Below are 19,858 nucleotides of genomic sequence, written 5' to 3' on the forward strand. Positions count from 1 at the left end.
CCGCCGTCGAACGGTCGGGCGGAGCCTCGGCAGATAGCCACGAACGTCCAGCGAAACGCGGGGTCCGAAACGGTTTTGCCCCGGCCTGCCGGACGGTCGATATGCCAGCAGATCCCGACACGGGGTACGACCCCTCGCTGGGTCGGAAGTTCGTGTTCGTCACGGGCGGAGTGATGTCCGGGCTGGGCAAGGGCATCACGGCCGCCAGCACCGGGCGCCTTCTCGCCAACGCGGGCTTCGACGTGACCGCCGTCAAGGTGGACCCGTACCTCAACGTCGACGCCGGGACGATGAACCCGTACGAGCACGGCGAGGTGTACGTGCTCAAGGACGGCGGCGAGGTCGACCTCGACCTGGGCAACTACGAGCGCTTCCTCGGCACCGACATGACGTTCGACCACAACGTCACCACGGGGAAGACGTACGAGCACGTCATCGAGCGCGAGCGCGCCGGCGACTACCTCGGGAAGACGGTCCAGATCATCCCGCACGTCACCGACGACATCAAGCGGCGGATCCGCGAGGCCGCCGAGGGCTCCGACGTCTGCCTCGTCGAGATCGGCGGGACCGTCGGCGACATCGAGTCGATGCCGTTCCTCGAGGCGCTCCGCCAGTTCGCCCACGAGGAGGACGACGAGGACATCCTCTTCACGCACGTCACCCTGGTCCCGTACTCGAAGAACGGCGAGCAGAAGACGAAGCCGACCCAGCACTCCGTGAAGGAACTGCGCTCGATCGGGCTCCAGCCGGACGTCCTCGTCGGGCGCTCCGAGGACCGGCTCGACCCGGAGACCAAAGAGAAGATCGCCCTGTTCTGCGACGTGCCCACGGACGCCGTCTTCTCGAACCCCGACGTGGAGGACATCTATCACGTCCCGCTGATGGTCGAAGACGAGGGGTTAGACGAGTACGTGATGGAGCGGCTCGGCCTCGCCGACGAGGCGTTCCCGAAGGCGGAGCGCTCGACCGAGTGGCGGGACCTCGTCACCCGCGACCGCGACGAGGAGATCGACGTGGCGCTCGTCGGCAAGTACGCCCTCGAAGACGCCTACATGTCGATCCACGAGGCGCTGAAGCACGCCGGCATCCAGACCGGCACCGAGGTGAACGTGCTGTGGGTCGACGCCGACGAGACCCGGGCGGAACACGAGCAGCGGCTCGCGACGGCCGACGCGGTCGTCGTCCCCGGCGGGTTCGGCTCCCGCGGCACCGACGGGAAGATCGAGGCGGTCCGCTACGCACGCGAGAACGACGTGCCGTTCCTCGGGCTCTGCCTGGGCTTCCAGATGGCCGTCGTCGAACACGCGCGGCACGTCCTCGGGCTCGACGGCGCCCACTCCGCGGAGATCGACCCCGACACGCCCCACCCCGTCATCGACCTCCTCCCCGAGCAGTACGAGACGGAGGACATGGGCGGGACGATGCGGCTCGGCGCCCACGAGACCGACATCGAGCCCGACACCCTCGCGGCCGAGGTGTACGGCGCCGACGCCTGTACGGAGCGCCACCGCCACCGCTACGAGGTGAACCCCGAGTACATCGACGCCCTGGAGGCCGACGGCCTCGTCTTCTCCGGCCGCGCGGACAACCGGATGGAGATCCTCGAACGCGCCGACCACCCGTTCTTCTTCGGCACGCAGGCGCACCCCGAGTTCCGGTCGCGTCCGGACCGCGCGAGCCCGCCGTTCGTCTCCCTCGTCGAGGCGGCGCTGGGATCGACGGACACAACCGAGCGGAACGCGGACGTGAGGCTATAGATGGTCGAGACGGAGGACTTCATCGCGGAGGCGAAAGCGGAGATCCGGGAGGCGATCGGCGACGCGAACGCCGTGATCGCCCTGTCCGGCGGGGTCGACTCCTCGGTCGCGGCGACGCTCGCGTACGAGGCGGTCGGCGACCAGCTCACCCCCGTCTACGTCGACACGGGGCTGATGCGGAAGGGCGAGACCGACGAGATCCGCGACACGTTCGAGTTTATGGAGTCGCTGCGAGTGATCGAGGCGCAGGACCGCTTCTTCGACCGGCTCGCGGGCGTCACCGACCCCGAGGAGAAGCGCCACGTTATCGGCGAGGGGTTCATCGACGAGTTCGAGACGGTCGCGCGCGACGTGGACGCCGACTACCTCGTCCAGGGGACGATCTACCCCGACCGCATCGAGTCGGAGGGGAACATCAAGTCGCACCACAACGTCGGCGGGCTCCCCGAGGTCGTCGACTTCGAGGGGATCGTCGAGCCCGTGCGCGACCTCTACAAGGACGAGGTCCGCGAAGTCGCCCGCGCGCTCGGCCTCGAAGCGATCATCTCCGAGCGAATGCCGTTCCCCGGGCCCGGTCTCGCGGTCCGGATCGTCGGCGAGGTCACGCCCGAGAAGGCCGCGGTCGCCCGCGAGGCGACCCACGTCGTCGAGGAGGAACTGGCGGAGTACGACCCGTGGCAGGCGTTCGCCGCGGTCCTCGGCAAGGCGACGGGGGTCAAGGGCGACAATCGGGTCCACGGCTGGGTGGTCGCGGTGCGCTCCGTCGAGAGCCGCGACGGGATGACCGCCCGGGCACAGGAGCTGGACTGGAGCACGCTCCAGCGGATCCAGAGCCGGATCACCGGCGAGAACGAGAACGTGGCGCGCGTGGTGTACGACGTGACCCACAAGCCGCCCGCGACGATCGAGTACGAGTAATGGCGGGGACCCCCGCCCGCCCCGACGGCGGCCGCACAGAGGGCCGACTCGCGGTCGTCGCCGGCCCCGACCGGCACGGCCTCGGCGAGGAGCTCGCCGCGCTCGGCGTCGAGGTCCGTCGGGTCGAGGGGCTCGTCACGGCGCCGAAGCTCGAGGACGCCGGCGTCGCCGACGCCGCCTACTTCGTCCTCACCGACGTCGAGGAGGCGACCGGCATCCCGGTCGCCAAGGAGCTGAACCCCGAGGTCCGCGTCGTCACCTACGCGAGCCGGTCGCTGCCGGAGTTCGTCGCGACGGTCGCCGACCTCGCGGTCGACCCCGACCTGCTGGGCGCCGCGACGGTCGCCGAGGAGCTGCTCTCCGACGACGGCGAGCCGTGAGCGGGGACGACGCCGGCGACCCGGCCGGACGCGAGGACGCCGCGGACGCGACGACCGTCCCGGTCACCCTCTACACCCGCGAGGACTGCTCGCTGTGCGTCGTCGCCCGCGAGGCGATCGAGTCGGTCGCGGCCGACCTCGACGGCGTGACGGTCGCCCTCGACGTGGTCGACGTGGACGCCGACCCCGAGCTCGCCGACGAGTACGGCGAGCGCGTCCCGTACGTCCTCGTCGACGGCACCCCGGCGTTCAAGTACGAGGTCGACGAGCGCGACCTGCGGCTGAAGCTCTTGGCGGCGACCTGACGCGGTCGGCGTCCCGGGCACCGTCCGCCCCTCCTACCGCGACCCGACCCTTTACCTTCGCGTCTCCCTCTCTGATCGGCATGACACAAAGCGGCGCACACCTGTTCACCGGGGGTCGAGTCGCGGACGCAGAGGGAACGCGGCTGGCCGACGTGGCGGTCGTGGACGGCGATATCGCGGCGGTCGGCGACTCCGAGGCGGTCGAGCGCGCGGTCGACGACGTTCCGGACGCGGACCTCGAACGCGTCGACGCGAGCGGCCGCGTGGTCGCGCCCGGGCTGATCGACGCGCACGTCCACGTGATGATGGACGGCCGCCCGGACGTCTCGACCGCGGTCTCCGAGAGCGACTACACCGCGAGCTACCGGGCCGCGGGCAACCTCGACGCCGCCCTCTCGGCCGGCGTCACCACCGTCCGGGACCTCGGCAGCCGCGGGACGCTCGCGCTCGACGCGGGCGAGGCGGTCGCCGCGGGCGAGATCGACGGCCCGCGCGTCCTCGCGTGCGGCCGCAACGTGATCATGACCGGCGGCCACGGGAACTGGTTCGGCCGCGAGGCGGACGGCCCCGCCGAGGTGCGGAAGGCGGCCCGCGAGCAGCTGAAGGCCGGCGCGGACGTGCTCAAGTGTATGGCCACCGGCGGCGTCCTCACCGAGGGCGCGGTGACCGGCGCGCCGGAGCTGACCCCCGAGGAGCTGGCCGCGTTCACCGACGCGGCGGCGCCGACCGACACGCCGACCGCGGCCCACGCCCACGGCGAGGAGGGGATCAAAAACGCCGTCGAGGCCGGCATCTCCAGCGTCGAACACGGGACGTTCATGGACCGCGAGGCCGCCGAGATGATGGCCGAGCGCGGCACCTACTGGGTCCCGACCGCGAGCGCGCTCCGCGGCATCGCCGACCACGGCGTGGAGGCCGGCATCCCCGAGGACGCGGTCGCGAAGGCCGAGGACGCCGTGGACCGCTTCGACGACGCGTGGGACCACGCCCTGGCGGCCGACGTTCCCATCGCGATGGGGACCGACGCCGGCACGCCGTTCAACTTCTTCGCCGACATCCCGCAGGAATTGGCGTACATGGTCGACTACGGGCTCTCGCCGGAACGGGCGCTCGAAGCCGCCACGGTCAACGCGGCCGACCTGCTCGGCCTCGACGACGTCGGCCGCGTCGCGGAGGGGTACGCGGCGGACCTGGTCGTCCTCGACGCCGACCCGACCGAGGACGTGACGGCGTGGCAGGACCCCGCGGCCGTGTTCGCGCGCGGCGACCGCGTCGCCTGACCGAGGCCGACCCCGGACCGCCCGCTCACCCACCGCCGCCGGAACGGGCATTTTTACCCCGAGTCGGCCCCATATCCGGTCGATGACGACTCCGTCGACCCGGCACGCGGACCCGGCCGAGAACCCGTACGTCGAGGACCCGCCGACCGACTTCGACCCGGTCGACGACCTCTCCGCCGACGAGGCGGCAGAGCAGGCCGAACTGCTCCGCGCGGCGGTGCGCGAGCACGACCACCGGTACTACGTCGCGGCCGACCCCCTGATCTCGGACGCGGCGTACGACGCGCTGTTCGCCCGGCTGGAGGAGCTCGAAGCCGCCTTCGACCTCCCGACGGAGGGCTCCCCGACCCGGCGGGTCGGCGGCGAGCCCCTCGAGGAACTGGCGACCGTCGAGCACGTCGCGCCGATGCGCTCCATCGACAACGCGACCGACGCGGCGGCCGTCCGCGAGTTCGACGAGCGCGTCCGCGGGGGGCTCGCGGACGCCGCCGAGGCCGGCGACCTCACCGATTTCGACCCCGCCGACCTCGCGTACGTCTGCGAGCCGAAGTTCGACGGGCTCTCGATCGAGGTGATCTACGAGGGCGGCGAGTACGTCCGCGCGGCCACCCGCGGCGACGGCCGCGAGGGCGACGACGTCACCGAGCAGGTCCGGACGATCCCCTCCGTCCCCGGCCGCCTGCGCGGCGACGACCGCCCCGCCCGGCTCGCCGTTCGGGGGGAGGTCTACATGCCCCGCGACGCCTTCGAGGCGTACAACGAGGAGCTGATCGAGCGCGGCGAGGAGCCGTTCGCGAACCCGCGCAACGCCGCCGCCGGCACGCTCCGCCAGCTCGACCCCGCGGTCGTCGCCGAGCGCCCCCTCGACGTCTTCTTCTTCGACGTGCTCGCGTGGGAGGCCGGCGAGGACGGCCCGGAGCGCCCCGCGCGCCACCGCGACGTCCTCGACGCGTTCGGGTCGCTCGGGCTCCGCCGGAACGACCGGGTCGAGGTCGTCGACGACGTCGAGGCCGCGATCGAGTACCGCGACGCGGTCCTCGACGCCCGCGACGACCTGAACTACGCGGTCGACGGCGTCGTGATCAAGGTCGACGCCCTCGCGCACCGCGAGGCGCTCGGGAGCACGTCGCGCGCGCCGCGCTGGGCGTTCGCGCACAAGTTCCCGCCGCGGACCGCGACGACGGCCGTCGAAGGGGTGACGGTCCAGGTGGGCCGAACCGGCCGGCTCACGCCCGTCGCCGAGCTGGACCCCGTCGACGTCGGCGGCGTCACCGTCTCGCGCGCGACGCTCCACAACCCCGCCGAGATCGAGGCCCTCGGCGTGAACGTCGGCGACCGCGTCCGGATCTACCGCGCCGGCGACGTGATCCCCTACGTCCCGGAGGTCGTCGAGAAGCGCAGCGAGGGGACCTACGAGTTCCCCGACGAGTGTCCGGTCTGCGGGGCCGCGGTCGAGCGCGACGGCCCGCTCGCGTTCTGTACCGGCGGGCTCGGCTGTCCGGCGCAGCTGGAGCGCGCGGTCGAGCACTGGGCGCGCCGCGACGCGCTCGACGTGGAGGGGCTCGGCCCGGAGCGCGTCGAGCAGCTCCGCGAGGCCGGCCTCGTCGAGTCGCTGCCGGACCTGTACGACCTGACCGCCGCGGAGCTCGCCGAACTGGAGGGGTGGGGTTCGAGGAGCGCAGAGAACCTGATCGCCGAACTGGACGCGACGCGGAACCCGCCCCTCGACGACTTCCTCGCCGGGCTCGGGATCCCGGACGTGGGCGCGACGACGGCCCGGGCGCTCGCCGCGCACTTCGGGACGCTCGACGCGCTCCTCGACGCGGACGAGGACGCGCTCCGCGAGGTGGACGACGTCGGCCCCGAGGTGGCCGCCTCGATCCGGTCTTTCCTCGACCGCGAGGAGAACCGCGCGGCGATCGCGGGGCTCCGCGAGCGCGGGGTCGACCCCGAGCCGTTCGAGACCGACGCGGCCTCCGGCCCGACCGACGCGCTCGACGGGCTCACCTTCGTGTTCACCGGGTCGCTGTCGGTGCCCCGCGGCGACGCGCAGGCGCACGTCGAGGCGCACGGCGCGAACGCCACGTCCAGCGTCTCCGGGAACACCGACTACCTCGTCGCGGGCGAGAGCCCGGGTCGGTCGAAGCGCGACGACGCCGACGCCGAGGGCGTCCCCGTCCTCGACGAGGACGCGTTCGCCGACCTGCTCGCCGAGCGCGGCGTGGCGTGGCCGCCCGCAGGCGACGCGTGAGCGCCGCGACGCCCGCGCGACGCTCGCCCCGACCCGCAACCCTTTATCAACTCACGCCGGAACCGGAAGGCATGACCGCCATCGAGCTACGGGGCGTGACCAAGCGGTTCGACGAGGTCACGGCCGTTCGCGACCTCGATCTCACCGTCGAAGACGGCGAGGTGTACGGGTTCCTCGGGCCGAACGGCGCGGGCAAGTCCACGACGATCGACATGCTCCTCGACCTCGTCCGCCCGACCGCGGGGACGGTCCGCGTGCTCGGCGCAGAGGTCGCGACGGACGGCGTCGAGATCCGGCGGCGGACGGGCGTGCTCCCGGACGGCTTCTCGGTGTACGACCGGCTCTCCGGGCGAAAACATGTCGAGTTCGCCGTCGAGTCGAAGGACGCCGCCGACGACCCGGACGCGCTGCTCGACCGCGTCGGCCTCGCGGACGCCGCCGACCGCGCCGCCGGCGAGTACTCGAAGGGGATGCGCCAGCGGCTCGCCCTCGCGATGGCGCTCGTCGGCGATCCAGACCTGCTGATCCTCGACGAGCCATCGTCCGGCCTCGACCCGGCCGGCGCGAAGGAGATGCGCGAGATCGTCCGCGCCGAGGCCGAGCGCGGCGCCACCGTCTTCTTCTCCTCGCACATCCTCGAACAGGTCGACGCCGTCTGCGACCGCGTCGGCATCCTCCGCGACGGCGAACTCGTCGCCGAGGACTCCGTCGAGGGGCTCCGCGAGGCCGTCGGCGGCGAGGAGACGCTCGAAGTCGCGGCCGCGGGCGCCGACGGGGACGCGGTCGCGGCGGTCCGCGCCGTCGCCGGCGTCTCCGGGGTCTCCCGCGACGGCGACGAACTGGTGGTGAACTGCGCCAGCGAGGCGAAGACGGGGGTCATCGCGGCGCTGGAGGACGCCGGGGTCGCGGTCGACGACTTCCACACCCGCGAGGCCTCGCTGGAGGACCTCTTCTTGGCGTACACCGAGGGCGACGCGGCCGGTTCGGCGCCCGACGGGACCGAATCGGAACCCGCCGCCGACCCGACGGCCGATTCCGACTCGGCGGCCGATTCCGACTCGACGGCCGATCCCGACCCGACGCCCGAGGACGGTCCGGCGACCGAGGAGGTGGACCGATGAGCCTCGCCGCCGTCGCTCGGAAGGACTTCCGCGAGACCGTTCGGTCCCGCGGCATGATCGCGCTGGTGGTGCTGTTCTCGCTGCTCGTCGCGGCGTTCGCGTACGCGGTGCGGCCCACCGGCGAGAGCGAGCAGTTCGCCACGGAGCTACTGTTGAGCGCCTTCGTCGGCCGCTTCCTCGTCACGACGCTGATCCCGCTCGTCGGGGTCGTCGTCGGCTACAACGCCGTGAGCGGCGAGCGCGAGTCCGGCTCGCTGAAGCTGCTCCTGTCGCTGCCGCACTCGCGGGCCGACGTGGTCTTGGGCAAGGTCGCCGGGCGCGGCGCGGCGCTCGCGCTCGCGGTGTTCGCCGGGTTCCTGCTGCCTGCGCTGGTGTTGATCGCGGCGCCGGTCGTGTTCAACGCCGGCGCGTTCCTCGGTTACACCGTGTTCGCGGCCGCGCTCGGCGTCGTGTTCGTCGCCATCTCCGTCGGCTGTTCGGCCGCGTTCTCGACCCAGCGGCGGGCGCTCATCGGCGGCGTCGGGGTCTACGTCCTCTTCGTCCTGCTGTGGGGCCCGCTCACCGGCCAGCTCGTCGGCGCCGTCGGGCCCGCCCTCGACGCCCTGCCAGTGTCCGCGACGCAGGTCGACGTGTTCCTCCGGGCCTCGAACCCGACGACCGCCGTCGAGGCGCTGTCGAGGGCCTTCCTCGCTGAGCGGCTGTTCAGCGGCGAGACCGCCAAACAGCAGCTGTCGGCGGCCGCGATGTTGGTGTTCTGGACGCTCGCCCCGCCGCTCGCCGGACTCCTGAAGTTCGACGCGGCCGACCTGTGACGACCGGGATCTCGCCCCGGCCTCTCTCCCGGTGAGAACGCTCGATACGGCTTTCTCCTCGCCGCGTGGCGAGACGGTATGGGCACTTCGACCGACACCGACACGGAACGGAGCGCCGTCGGCGCAGTCGGCTATCCGCTGGGCGTCTGGGCCGCGCTGGCGGCGATCGCCGTCGCCAACGGGGCGCTCCGCGAGATCGTCCTCATCCCCCGGATCGGGGAGTACCCCGGACACGTGGCGAGCACCGCCGTCCTGGTCGCGGCGATCCTGCTTGTCGCTCGGGCGTACTTCTCGCGTACCTCGATCGCCTACTCCCGCGCCGAACTCCTTTCCGTCGGCGTCCTCTGGACCCTCCTCACCGTCGGCTTCGAGTTTCTCGTCGGATACGTCGAGGGGACACCGGTCTCGGTCACGCTCGGCCAGTACGACGTGTTCGCGGGTCAGGTGTGGATCGCCGTCCCCGTCGCGCTGCTCGTCTCCCCGCTGCTGTTCGGCCGACTGCTCTCCGACTGACGGTCGCCCGGTCGTGGGCTCGGGCGGGTTCGAACCTCACTCACTCCGCTCGCTTCGCTCGCTCCGTTCCCTGCTTCGAACCCGCCCTCAAACAGTCACAGCGGCGCCGCTCACGAATTGCTCGCGGCGCCGATAGTGGGCTCGGGCGGGTTCGAACCGAAGAAAGACGGTCGTCTCGCTTCGCTCGACGCTGCGTCTTTCAGGGTTCGACCGCCCTCGGGTACATTTCTGTGACTCACTTCGTTCGTCCCAGAAATGGGCTCGGGCGGGTTCGAACCGCCGATCTCAGCCTTGTAAAGGCCGCGTCATAACCAGCTAGACCACGAGCCCTCACCCGTCTGAACCCGCCGGGAGCGGAAAACGGTTTCTTTCTCGGGCGCGAGGATCGACCGTGAATCGCCGCCTCGTCGGTGTCGCGGCCGCGCTCGCGCTGATCGCCCTCGCCGCCGTCGGCGCCGCCGCCGCGAACCCGGCCCTCCTGATCACCGGGTACGACACCGCCACGGTCGAGGCCGTCGACGGCGAGACGGGCGAGACGCTCGCGACCGTCGAGGTCCGCGTCGCCGACGGCTTCGTGAAACGCTACGTCGGGCTCTCCGCGACCGACGACCTCCCCGCCGGCGAGGGGATGCTGTTCGTCCACGGCGAGACGGCCGAGCGCGCCTACGTGATGCGCGACATGGCGTTCGCGCTCGACATCGTCTTCGCCGACGCCGACGGGACCGTCACGACGGTCCACGAGGCGGCGCCGGAGTCGCCGCCGCTCACCCGCTACGAGGGGCCGGGGCGGTACGTCCTCGAAGTGCCGCGCGGGTGGAGCGAGCGCCACGGCGTCGGTCCCGGCGACCGACTCGTGATCGACCGGGAGTGACCCCGCCGCGGCCGCCAGGTCGGTCGACGAAACCGCTTTGGGCCTCGCCGGCGTCGCCTCGACCATGACCGGACTCCCCGGCCGGATCGCGTGGAACCTCCGCCACCGCTGGCGGCGGGTGTTCGCCCTCTGCGTCGTCGGCGCCGGCGTCGCCGCCCCGCTCCTCACCGGCGTCTGGTGGTGGCTCCCGCTCGTGTGGTTCTTCGGGCTCGTCATCGTCCTGCCCGTCTTCCACGTCCTCACGAAGCCGGTCCCCGAGGACGACGCCGACGACCGCGCGGACGCCACCGGCGACCCCGCACTCGACGCCCTCCGCGAGCGCTACGCGCGCGGCGACATCGACGAACGGGAGTTCGAGCGCAAGCTTGACCGCCTCCTGGAGACCGAAGACGCCGAGACCGTCACCGACTCGGGCGGCGACGTCGCCGACCGAGTGCGAGAGAGCGTCCGGCGAGAAGTGGACCGCATCCGGGAGTGACGGCGCCGGGACAGCTGTCGACGCCGACGCGGAGGGAGACCTCCGGAACTACTCGTCGATCTCGCGGTTGTGGACCGCGTCGCCGGTGGTCCCGTCGAAGAGGTGGATCGTCTCCTCGGGGATCTCCACGTGGACCTCGTCGCCGACCGAGATCTGCTGGAGGCCGCCGACGGTCGCGATGAACGTCTCGCCCTCCGGCGCGTCCTCGAACCGCAGGTAGACGGTGTTCTCGTCGCCCATCGGCTCGACGACCTCGACCACCGTCGAGAAGGTGTGCTCGCCGGTCGGGTCGTCGGCCAGCGAGATGTCCTCGGGCCGGATCCCGAGCGTGAGGTCGGTGATGTCGCCGACGTCGCCGAGGGTGGGCTCGGAGAGCGGGTAGTCGAAGGCGTCGCCGAGGAGGGTGTCGGCGTCGCGCTCGACATCGAAGAAGTTCATCGACGGCTCCCCGATGAACCCGGCGACGAACCGGTTGGCCGGCTCATGGTAACACTCCAGCGGCGTCGCGACCTGCTGGAGCTCGCCGGCGTTGAGGATCGCGATCCGGTCGCCCATGGTCATCGCTTCGGTCTGGTCGTGCGTGACGTACATCGTCGTCACGTCCAGTTCGGCCTGGAGCCGCTGGAGCTCCGTCCGCATCTCCGAGCGGAGCTTGGCGTCGAGGTTGCTGAGCGGCTCGTCCATGAGGAACACCTCGGGGTCGCGGACGATCGCCCGCCCGAGCGCGACCCGCTGCTGCTGGCCGCCGGAGAGGTCCGACGGTTTCCGGTCCAGCAGCTCGCCGATCCCCATCGTCCCCGCGGCGTCGGTGACGCGCGTCTCGATCTCGTCGTCCGAGAGGTCCGTCGACTCCTCCAGTCCGAACGCCATGTTCTCCTGTACCGTCATGTGCGGGTACAGCGCGTACGACTGGAACACCATCGCGATGTCGCGGTGCTGGGGTTTCACGTCGTTGATGACGCTCCCGGCGAGTCGGATCTCGCCGTTGGTCACCGTCTCCAGCCCCGCGACCATCCGGAGGGTGGTCGACTTCCCGCAGCCCGAGGGGCCGACCACGACGAGGAACTCGCCGTCGCGCATCTCGATGTCGACGTCGTCGACGGCGACGACCTCGCCGTCCCCGTCCGGGAACACCTTGCTCACGCCGTCGAGTTCGAGCGTCCCCATGCTATCGCCCCCGCGGAACGGCGCGGCGGTTTGAGAGCGATACCTTCGGTCGGCTGCGTGGTTGCTGTCGAGTCATGGATTGCTGCCCGCGAGCGGCGCCGTTCATGTCGCCACCCCCTCGGCGAACTCCTCGCCGAACGCGATGTAGACCGCGAGCGTCGGGAGGGCGGCGATGAACGCGCCCGCCATGCGGAGCGCGAAGTCTTGTCCTTCGAGCGACGTGCCCAGCCCGGCGAGGATCAACACGATCGGCGCCGCCGCGCTGGATTCGGTCTGGACCAACACGAGGGTGAACAGGAGGTCGTTCCAGATCTGCGTGAACTGGTAGATCAGGACCACCGCGAACATCGGTCCCGAGAGCGGGAGCACGATGCGGCGGTAGATCCGGCGGATGGACGCGCCGTCCAGCCGCGCGGCCTCGATCATCTCCTCGCTCATGTTCTTGTAGTACGACCTGAACAGGACCGTACAGATCGGGAGCCCGTAGGCCACGTGCGTGACGATCAGTTCGAATATCCCGGTGTAGTCGTTGTTGATCCCGAGCGCCCACAGGAAGCCGAGGGCGTCCTGGAGCGGGATCATCGACCAGAACTGCGAGAGCGGCACCAGCACCGCCTGGTACGGGATGAAGATCCCCGCGACGAACAGCGCGAGGACCGGCGCCTTGTACCGCTGTTTCCAGTCCGACTGCGTGAGGCCGTACGCCGCGAAGCTCCCGAGCAGCGCCGAGATGACGGTCGCCGGGATGGCGTACAGCGCGCTGTTTATCAGGCCGCGTCCGAGCGCGTCGAACGCCGTGCGCCACTTCTCTAAGGTGAACGTGCTCCCCGTGGGCGGCGCGAACGGGAGCGACCCGGTGACGCCGCTCGACGTCTTGAACGAGGTGACGAGCCCGGACTCGATCGGGATCATGAAGAACGCCAGGATCCCGAGGAGCCCGAGGTACAGGAGGACCCGGTACCCGTCGACCTCCGCGAGCGGCCCCGCGGACGCGCCGGAGTCCGTCGCCGATGCCGTGCCGCCGTCCGTTCGTGCGTCGTCGTTCATAGGTTCCCCCGGTTGTACTGGTAGTAGAGGTACGGGCCGACGATCCCGAGCGTCATCACGAACAGGGTGATGGCGATCGCCGACGCGTACGCCCAGTTCAGGTTCGCGTACGCCTCGCGGACCATCTTCGTCGCGAGGATGTCGGACCCGTTGGGCGGTCGGTAGCCGCCGACGAGCGAGTAGAGGAAGTCGAACGCCTTCAGCGCGAACACCATCAGGACGACCGAGGCGCTGATGGTCGACCCCTTCAGCTGCGGGATGATCACGCGCCAGTACATCCGCGCCGTCGAGGCGCCGTCCACCTTCGCCGCCTCGTAGTGCTCGTTCGGGATGGCCCGCAGGCCCGCGAGGAACACGACCATCGCGTACCCCGCGAACTGCCACATCAGCGCGAACATCACCGCCCAGAGGACGATGTCTGGGTTGCCGATCCAGTTGACTCGGCCGAAGCCGAGCGACGTGATGACGATGTTGATGACCCCGTTGTTGAAGTTGAACATCCACGCCCAGAACTGGGCGGTGACCACGAACGAGAGGCTCATCGGCAACAGGTAGATCGTCCGGAACGTGTTCTCGAACCGGATGTTCCGGTCTATCAGGATCGCCAGTCCGAGCCCGATCGCGAGCGTCACTAGGGTGAACCCGACGAGCAGGATGAAGGTGTTGATCGCGGCGTCGACGAACCCGCTGTCGGCCAGCGCGCGGCTGTACATCTCGAGGTCCAGGTCGCCGTAGTTCGGGGTCCCGAAGCCGCTGAAGTCCGTCAGCGAGATCAGGAGGTTCCAGATGATCGCCCCGTAGACGAAGAGGCCGACCAGCAGGAACGGCGGCAGCCAGAACTGCGAGGACTCGACGAAGTCGCTGCCGAAGCGCTCGTTCAGCGCGTCGATCGGACTGAACCCGGACCCGCCGCGCTCCTCGGCGACGCCGCCGTCCGTGACCGCGTCGCCACTCTCGTCGCCGGTGTCAGTGTTCCGTGTCATGTGGGTCGTCGTGTGCCGAAACCGCTAAAATCCGGTCGCATCGAGGACCGGTGTCAGTTAGAGACCGCGTCGACGAAGCCCTGCGTGGCGGCGTCGACGTTGTACGGTCCGGAGAACTCGCTGGAGATCACTTCGTTCAGCGCCGTCATCGTCTCCGAGGGGACGCCGAGCCCGTGCTGTAGGTTCGGCGGCCGCTGCTCGGCGCTGGCGAAGTCTTCCTGCGTCTCCTGGAGGTACGGCCCGAACTCGCTCATGTCGACGTCGGTCCGCGTCGGGATCGAGCCCTTGTACTGGTTGAACGCGACCTGCGCCGCCTCGCTCCCGACGAACGAGAGGAAGGTCTTGGTCGCCTCCGGACTCGGGTTGTCCGACGGGTAGAGGAACGAGTCGAAGTGGAGCATGTACATGTTCTCCGAGCCGGGGTACGTCTTGAAGCCCCAGTCCTCGTTGTAGCTGAAGTCCTCGGCGTTCCGGTAGGCCCCGGCGGCCCAGTTACCCTGGTGGATGAACGCCGCGTTCCCCTCGATGATGTTCTGGTTGGACTCCGTGAGTCCGATCGAGGAGGCGTCCTCGTTGATGTAGTTCCCGAGGATCTCGGCGAGCGACTCGAAGGTCGCGCGGACGGCCGCCTCGTCCGGGCTCCCCTCGATGAAGCTCATGTACGCGTCGTACCCTTCCTGCCCGAGCATCGTCGAGGCGAACAGCTGGGTCGTCGTCCAGGTACCGCTCGCGCCGTGCGTCATCGGGATCGCGTCGGTCTCGCTCTGGACCGTCTCCAGCGCGTCGATGAGCGCCGACACGCTCGTCAGCGAGTCGGGGTCGACCCCCGCCTCCTCGACGACCGAGGTGTTGTAGAACAGGCAGTTCAGGCGGTGCGAGCCGAGGGGGACGCCCCGATAGGCGCCGTTGTACTGGTGGAGGTCGACCGCCTCCTGTACCATCACGTCCTCGAAGCCCTCGGACTCCCAGATGTCGCCGACCTCGCCCAGCACGCCCTCGTACCGCTGGAGGTTCGGGCCGGGCCAGTTCGCGAACGAGCTCGGCGGGTCGCCGTTCTGGAGCCGGTTCGCGACGACTGCGTCGAGGTTCTGGTTCCCGCCGCCGCCGATCGGGTTGAACTCGTGTTCGACGTCCGGGTGCTCCTCGTTGAAGGCGGTGACGAGCGCCTCCGCCGCGCGGGCGCCGTCGCCGCCGGTCCACGCGTGAAGAACTTCGAGCGTGTTGCCGCTTCCGCCGTCGCCGCCGTCGCCGCCGTCGCCGCCGCCGGAACAGCCGGCGAGCCCCGCGAGCGTCGCCGCCCCCGTCGCTCCGACGAAGTGTCGCCGCGATAACCGCTTGTCTTGGTCTGTCATGGTACTTCACGATACACAATGGATGATTGCCATATATACTTACTCATTCTTTGAGAACTATTTTCGAAGTATCTATCCGGCGTCACCCACAGTCGTAATCGGAGTTCTTTACGTCCGGTCGGACGGCGACGGACCGACGGGCATACTACGGTCCGGCGGATGGGCGTACGCATGCGCCCCTCGACCGCCGCCGTCACGTATCCCGTCGCCGGCGACGCCCGGGAGCGGCCCCTCCTCGCCGTCTGGCTGCTGTTCGCGCTGGCCGTCGTCGTCCCGGTCCTCCCGGCGCTGCCGGTCGTCGGCTACCTCGTCCGCGTGCTGACCGCCAGCGAGCGGGGCGACTCGATGCCGCCCTTCCTCGCCGACGGTCGGACGCTCCTCCGCCGGTCGCTCGGCGGGACGGCCGTCTGTCTGGTGTTCCTCGGAGTCCCGTTCGCGGCCCTCCTCGTGACGCTCTACGGCGTCGTCACGCTCGACCCCGGCGCGAACGCGCCGGTCGGCCGCATCCTCGCCGGCTCGACGGCCGTCCTCTTCGTCGGCGTCCTCGGCACGTACCTCGCGCCCGTCTCGCTGATCACCTACGGCCGGGAGGAGTCGCTCCGCCGGGCCTTCTCCCCGAGCGCCCTCCGGCCGGTCGCCGGTCACGCCGCCTACTTCTTCGGGTGGACCCTCGGCTTCACCGCGCTCGTCGTCGCCGTCGGCGTCGGCGGCGCGCTGTTCACCGTCTCGCGCGCGGGGCCGCTGTTCGGGACGTTCGTCCTCGCGTACGGCCTCCTCGTGGCCGCGTACCTCTGGGGTCGCGCGGTCGAGCGCGCCCGGCGACGGTAGGGCGACGACGCGGCGCCGCGACCGACCGATTCTTGACCGCCCGGCCCGGATCCGCACGACATGGACGGACCGCTGTGGACAGACGCGCACGCGCCCGACCTCGACGAGATCCGGCAGGACGAGGCCCGCGACCGCCTGCGTCGGGCCGTCGACGAGCCGATGAACCTCGTCGTCCAGGGGCCGCCGGGAGTCGGGAAGACGGCGGCGGCGCGCGCGCTCGCGGCGGCGTCGCACGCCGACCCGGATGCCGACCTGATCGAGATCAACGTCGCCGACTTCTTCGGGCGGACAAAAAAGGAGATCCGGACCGACCCGCGGTTCGAGGGGTTCCTCGCGGGCCGAAGCTCGATGGCGAAACGCGACATGATAAACCGCGTGCTGAAGGAGTCCGCGTCGTACGCGCCGATGTCCGGCGAGTACAAGACGGTCCTGTTGGACAACGCGGAGGCGATCCGCGAGGACTTCCAGCAGGCGCTGCGCCGCGTGATGGAGAAGCACCACCGCACCACCCAGTTCGTGATCGCGACGCGCCAGCCCTCGAAGCTCATCGCCCCGATCCGGTCGCGCTGCTTCCCGGTCCGCGTCCGATCGCCGACCACCGACGAGGCGATCGACGTCCTGGAAGCGATCTGCGAGCGCGAGGGCGTCGACTACGACGGCGACGGGCTGGAGTTCGTCGCCAGCGCGGCCGGCGGCGACCTCCGGGAGGCGATCCTCTCGGCGCAGGCGACCGCGGTCGAGGGCGGCGAGATCTCCATGTCGACCGCCTACGAGACGCTCGGCGACGTGGGCGACGACGACGCGATCCGCGCGGCGCTCGCCGACGCCCGCGCCGGCGACCTGGCGGACGCCCGCTCGGCGCTCGACGACCTGCTCGACGAGGGGTACGACGGCCAGGAGCTGCTCCGCGAGACGCTCCGCGTCGCCCGCGCCGGCTCCGAGTACGGCGGCGACGACCTCGCGCGCCTCCACGCGCTCGCGGGCGAGGCCGACCTCGACCTGTCCGACGGGCTCCACGACACGACCCACCTCGTCCACCTGCTCGCGGCGTGGGCGGCGGGGCGGACCGAGCTCTCGCCCGGTCTCCGGGACGCGGAGGCGGCGCCGTGACCCGCCGCCCGCCGCTCTCGCGGCTGCTCCCCTTCCCGGTCGTCGACGCCGCGTGGGACCTGGCGCTCGTCCCCGCGCTCGCGGGCGCCGTCGCGCTGCCGTTCGTCCCGCCCGTCGGCGCCGCGCTCGTCGCGCTCGCCGTCGTGGTCCTTTGGTTCCACCGCGACCCGGCGCGCGACCCGCCGAGGGGCGACGAGACGGTCGTTTCCCCGGCCGACGGCACCGTCTCCGTGGTCCGCGAGGAGGGCTCGCGGCTCCGCGTCGGCGTGTTCATGAACGTCACCGACGTGCACGTGAACCGCGCGCCGCTCGCGGGCGAGGTGCGCGAGGTCCGCCACCGTCCCGGCGCGAACCGCCCGGCGTTCGACAAGGAGTCGGACCGCAACGAGCAGGTCGCGATCGACTTCGGGGAGTACGAGCTGCTCGTCATCGCGGGCTGGTTCGCCCGGCGGATCCACCCGTCGGTCGAGCCGGGGGACCGCGTCGAGCGCGGCGACCGCGTCGGACACGTCTCGTTCGGCTCTCGCGCCGACGTGGTGCTGCCCGCGGACGTGAGCCGCGACGACCTGCTCGTCGCCGAGGGCGACGGCGTCCGCGCGGGCGAGACGATCATCGCGGAGCGGCCGGACGCGGCCGACCCCGCGGCGTGACCGTCGAACACCGATCGACTGAGATACCACGCGAGACCCCGGATTTCGGGCGTACACTTTTCTTTGGCGGCGGTGACGCTTCTCGCGCATGCCCGACGACACCATCCACGAGTCGAGTCGGTCGCGGACCCGACAGGGGCTGGCCACGTACCTCCGCCGGATCGCCCGCGCGCTCGGTCGCGGCGAACCCGTACCGGTCGACGAAGGCGGGACGGTGACGGTCGACGCGGCCGGGACCGGCGACGTCGAGGTCGAACTCGAACGGGAGGACGGCACGGTCCGCTTCGAGATCGAGGTGGAGTGGCCCGACGAAGAGGTCGCCGTCGACGAGGACGCGAGCGCGAGCAGGGCGACGTTCGAGCTGTTCCGTGACAAGGCCGACGAGTACCGCTGGCGGCTCCGCCACGAGAACGGCAACATCATCGCCGACGGCGGCGAGGGATACGCCGACAAGCGCGACGCCAGCTCCGGGATCGAGAGCGTCCAGCGGAACGCGGCGGGCGCGCACGTGATCGACGTCTCGCGCGACGAGGAGGCGCCCGAGGAGGGCGGCAGCGACGCCGCGTTCGAGCTGTTCCGCGACAAGGCCGACGAGTACCGCTGGCGGCTCCGCCACGAGAACGGCAACATCATCGCCGACAGCGGACAGGGGTACGCCTCCAAGCAGAAGGCGAAACAGGGCCTCACCAGCGTCAAGTCGAACGCGCCGGGCGCGGCCGTCGAGGAGCCGGACGAGTAGGTCTCGGTCCAGCGGCGAGGCGCCCGCGGTCCGACCGCCGCCCCGCCGGCGGCGCGACCGCGGACCGCACCGCTTATTCGCCGGCCTTCACTACCTCTGAGCGACATGGACGCGCTCGACGCCAAGTACCCGTTCTTCGCGAGCGCCCGCGAGGCGGTCGCGTCGGCCGCGGTGTCGCTGCCGGAGCTCGTCGCGACCGACGCCCCGGCGGTCGACCGCGCCCGCGAGCGCGTCGAACGCGCCCTCCTCGAGGGGACCGTCGCCTCGGAGAGCGGCGCGTTCCCCGGCGAGTCCGCGTACGACGCCCAGGCGGAGCTGCTCTCGTACCCCATCGCGCGGATCCTCGTCTCGCTGCTCGACTCCGACCCCGCCATCGAGAAGTACGCCGCCGCGGAGGCGGCGACCGCCGTGGAGCGGGTCCGCCGCGACTTGGAGACCGACGACGAGCTGCGGTCCGTGTCGACCGCGACGGTCGGGCTCGACGACCTGCTCGCCGAGTTCGACCTCGCCGACGCCGTGCGACCGGACGCGACCGCGCCCGCCGGCGCCCGCGGCGCGGGTGCGGCGGCGGGCGGCGGGGCCGGCCGCGACCCCGACAGCTACCGGATCGACGTCGGCCCCTACCTCCGGCTCACCTCCCCCGAGTGGGGCGACTCGTGGCGGCTGGTCAACCGGGCGCTCGCCGACGGCGCGGTGCGGGTCTCCCGCGAGGAGCTGCTCGCGGCGCTGGAGGCCGCCGTCGAGGCGCGGGTCGCCGAGGGGCTCCCCTTCGAACTCGGTGCCGACGAGGAGATCGCCGCGGCGCTGGAGTCGCGCGTCGCCGACCTCCGCCGGCTGCTCTCCGAGCGGACGTACGCCGAGCCGCCGGACGTCGTCGCCCCCGCGCTGTTCCCGCCATGTATGACGAACCTGATCGAGAAGGCGGAGCGCGACACTGCGCTCTCCGCGGCCGAGTCGTTCGCGCTGATGGCGTTCCTCGTCGGTATCGGCATGACGCCCGACGAGGTCGTCGCCTTCTGCGCCGACACCAGCCTCGACGCCGAGGGGATCCGTTACCAGACCGAGTTCCTCACCGACGACCGCGGGACCCAGTACCCCCCGCCGACCTGCGAGACGCTGGCGAACTACGGCATCTGTCACAACGAGGACGACCACATGCAGGTCGCGCCGGACCCCCTCTCGTACTACGAAAAGCGAGTGGCGGCGGCCGACGACGTGACCGACTGGCGGGCGGACCGCGAAACCGACGGGACGGGAGCGGCGTGAGCGCGGCGAATCGAACGCGGCGACAGAAAC

Annotated in this window: 20 protein-coding genes and 1 tRNA gene; 16 read left to right on the forward strand and 5 right to left on the reverse strand. The window is 71.1% G+C overall.

Annotated features, from left to right (window positions below; all coding sequences use genetic code 11):
* Positions 1 to 101 precede the first annotated feature (101 nt).
* The 9 genes from pyrG (at position 102) to EXE48_RS05645 (ending at position 9,337) form a co-directional block, all read left to right on the forward strand.
* Positions 102 to 1,757, forward strand: coding sequence for a CTP synthase (gene pyrG, locus EXE48_RS05605; RefSeq protein WP_053770408.1), 1,656 nt, complete (start codon positions 102 to 104; stop codon positions 1,755 to 1,757).
* Positions 1,758 to 2,675 (forward strand): glutamine-hydrolyzing GMP synthase, encoded by a 918-nt coding sequence (gene guaA, locus EXE48_RS05610; protein WP_053770409.1) that lies wholly within the window; start codon positions 1,758 to 1,760, stop codon positions 2,673 to 2,675.
* Positions 2,675 to 3,055: a DUF7126 family protein gene (locus EXE48_RS05615; protein ID WP_137705008.1), complete on the forward strand. Its 381-nt coding sequence runs from the start codon at positions 2,675 to 2,677 to the stop codon at positions 3,053 to 3,055. Before guaA ends, EXE48_RS05615 begins: the two co-directional genes overlap by 1 nt.
* Complete coding sequence (locus tag EXE48_RS05620; RefSeq protein WP_053770411.1) at positions 3,052 to 3,360, forward strand: glutaredoxin family protein; 309 nt, start codon at positions 3,052 to 3,054, stop codon at positions 3,358 to 3,360. The genes EXE48_RS05615 and EXE48_RS05620 overlap by 4 nt, the downstream gene beginning before the upstream one ends.
* A gap of 80 nt (positions 3,361 to 3,440) precedes the next feature.
* The gene (locus tag EXE48_RS05625; RefSeq protein WP_053770412.1) at positions 3,441 to 4,640 is read left to right on the forward strand and encodes a metal-dependent hydrolase family protein; all 1,200 of its coding nucleotides are present in this window, start codon (positions 3,441 to 3,443) and stop codon (positions 4,638 to 4,640) included.
* An 82-nt stretch (positions 4,641 to 4,722) separates the two neighbouring features.
* The gene (ligA, locus tag EXE48_RS05630) at positions 4,723 to 6,891 is read left to right on the forward strand and encodes an NAD-dependent DNA ligase LigA (protein ID WP_137710959.1); all 2,169 of its coding nucleotides are present in this window, start codon (positions 4,723 to 4,725) and stop codon (positions 6,889 to 6,891) included.
* Positions 6,892 to 6,962: 71 nt separating this feature from the next.
* Positions 6,963 to 8,012: an ABC transporter ATP-binding protein gene (locus EXE48_RS05635; protein ID WP_137710960.1), complete on the forward strand. Its 1,050-nt coding sequence runs from the start codon at positions 6,963 to 6,965 to the stop codon at positions 8,010 to 8,012.
* A complete protein-coding gene (locus tag EXE48_RS05640; RefSeq protein WP_137710961.1) occupies positions 8,009 to 8,824 on the forward strand; it encodes an ABC transporter permease in 816 nt (271 codons plus the stop codon). The genes EXE48_RS05635 and EXE48_RS05640 overlap by 4 nt, the downstream gene beginning before the upstream one ends.
* A gap of 78 nt (positions 8,825 to 8,902) precedes the next feature.
* Entirely contained in the window at positions 8,903 to 9,337 is a 435-nt protein-coding gene (locus EXE48_RS05645) for a hypothetical protein (RefSeq protein ID WP_137710962.1), read from the forward strand.
* Between the two features lie 256 nt (positions 9,338 to 9,593).
* On the opposite strand, the gene EXE48_RS05650 is transcribed toward EXE48_RS05645, so the two are convergent.
* A tRNA-Val gene (locus EXE48_RS05650) sits at positions 9,594 to 9,667 on the reverse strand.
* Between the two features lie 61 nt (positions 9,668 to 9,728).
* On the opposite strand from EXE48_RS05650, the gene EXE48_RS05655 reads away from it, so the two are divergent.
* Complete coding sequence (locus tag EXE48_RS05655; protein WP_053770416.1) at positions 9,729 to 10,208, forward strand: DUF192 domain-containing protein; 480 nt, start codon at positions 9,729 to 9,731, stop codon at positions 10,206 to 10,208.
* A gap of 64 nt (positions 10,209 to 10,272) precedes the next feature.
* On the forward strand, positions 10,273 to 10,686 hold the full coding sequence (locus EXE48_RS05660; RefSeq protein ID WP_137705013.1) for an SHOCT domain-containing protein: 414 nt from the start codon (positions 10,273 to 10,275) through the stop codon (positions 10,684 to 10,686).
* Positions 10,687 to 10,734: 48 nt separating this feature from the next.
* Here EXE48_RS05660 and EXE48_RS05665 read toward each other — a convergent pair whose 3' ends face one another.
* The 4 genes from EXE48_RS05665 to EXE48_RS05680 all read right to left on the reverse strand — a co-directional run bounded on the left by EXE48_RS05665 (position 10,735) and on the right by EXE48_RS05680 (position 15,235).
* Positions 10,735 to 11,853 carry an ABC transporter ATP-binding protein gene (locus tag EXE48_RS05665; RefSeq protein WP_053770418.1) on the reverse strand — a complete coding sequence of 373 codons (1,119 nt, stop codon included), beginning with the start codon at positions 11,851 to 11,853 and terminating at the stop codon, positions 10,735 to 10,737.
* Between the two features lie 102 nt (positions 11,854 to 11,955).
* Positions 11,956 to 12,900 carry a carbohydrate ABC transporter permease gene (locus EXE48_RS05670; protein WP_053770419.1) on the reverse strand — a complete coding sequence of 315 codons (945 nt, stop codon included), beginning with the start codon at positions 12,898 to 12,900 and terminating at the stop codon, positions 11,956 to 11,958.
* Entirely contained in the window at positions 12,897 to 13,883 is a 987-nt protein-coding gene (locus EXE48_RS05675; protein ID WP_053770420.1) for a carbohydrate ABC transporter permease, read from the reverse strand. Before EXE48_RS05675 ends, EXE48_RS05670 begins: the two co-directional genes overlap by 4 nt.
* A gap of 53 nt (positions 13,884 to 13,936) precedes the next feature.
* Positions 13,937 to 15,235, reverse strand: coding sequence for an ABC transporter substrate-binding protein (locus EXE48_RS05680; RefSeq protein WP_137710963.1), 1,299 nt, complete (start codon positions 15,233 to 15,235; stop codon positions 13,937 to 13,939).
* 171 nt (positions 15,236 to 15,406) lie between these two features.
* Between EXE48_RS05680 and EXE48_RS05685 the strand changes: the two genes are divergently transcribed.
* The 5 genes from EXE48_RS05685 to EXE48_RS05705 all read left to right on the forward strand — a co-directional run bounded on the left by EXE48_RS05685 (position 15,407) and on the right by EXE48_RS05705 (position 19,828).
* A complete protein-coding gene (locus EXE48_RS05685; RefSeq protein WP_053770422.1) occupies positions 15,407 to 16,063 on the forward strand; it encodes a DUF4013 domain-containing protein in 657 nt (218 codons plus the stop codon).
* A gap of 60 nt (positions 16,064 to 16,123) precedes the next feature.
* Positions 16,124 to 17,173, forward strand: a complete 1,050-nt coding sequence (locus tag EXE48_RS05690; protein WP_053770423.1) for an AAA family ATPase — start codon at positions 16,124 to 16,126, stop codon at positions 17,171 to 17,173.
* Positions 17,170 to 17,823 carry a protein sorting system archaetidylserine decarboxylase gene (locus EXE48_RS05695; RefSeq protein ID WP_053770979.1) on the forward strand — a complete coding sequence of 218 codons (654 nt, stop codon included), beginning with the start codon at positions 17,170 to 17,172 and terminating at the stop codon, positions 17,821 to 17,823. Before EXE48_RS05690 ends, EXE48_RS05695 begins: the two co-directional genes overlap by 4 nt.
* A gap of 88 nt (positions 17,824 to 17,911) precedes the next feature.
* The gene (locus EXE48_RS05700) at positions 17,912 to 18,562 is read left to right on the forward strand and encodes an HVO_2922 family protein (RefSeq protein ID WP_053770424.1); all 651 of its coding nucleotides are present in this window, start codon (positions 17,912 to 17,914) and stop codon (positions 18,560 to 18,562) included.
* A gap of 105 nt (positions 18,563 to 18,667) precedes the next feature.
* Complete coding sequence (locus EXE48_RS05705; RefSeq protein ID WP_053770425.1) at positions 18,668 to 19,828, forward strand: DNA primase; 1,161 nt, start codon at positions 18,668 to 18,670, stop codon at positions 19,826 to 19,828.
* The last annotated feature ends 30 nt before the right edge of the window (positions 19,829 to 19,858 follow it).

The sequence above is a fragment of the Halorubrum sp. ASP1 genome (genome assembly GCF_005435135.1).
GTDB classification, from domain to species: Archaea; Halobacteriota; Halobacteria; order Halobacteriales; family Haloferacaceae; genus Halorubrum; species Halorubrum tropicale.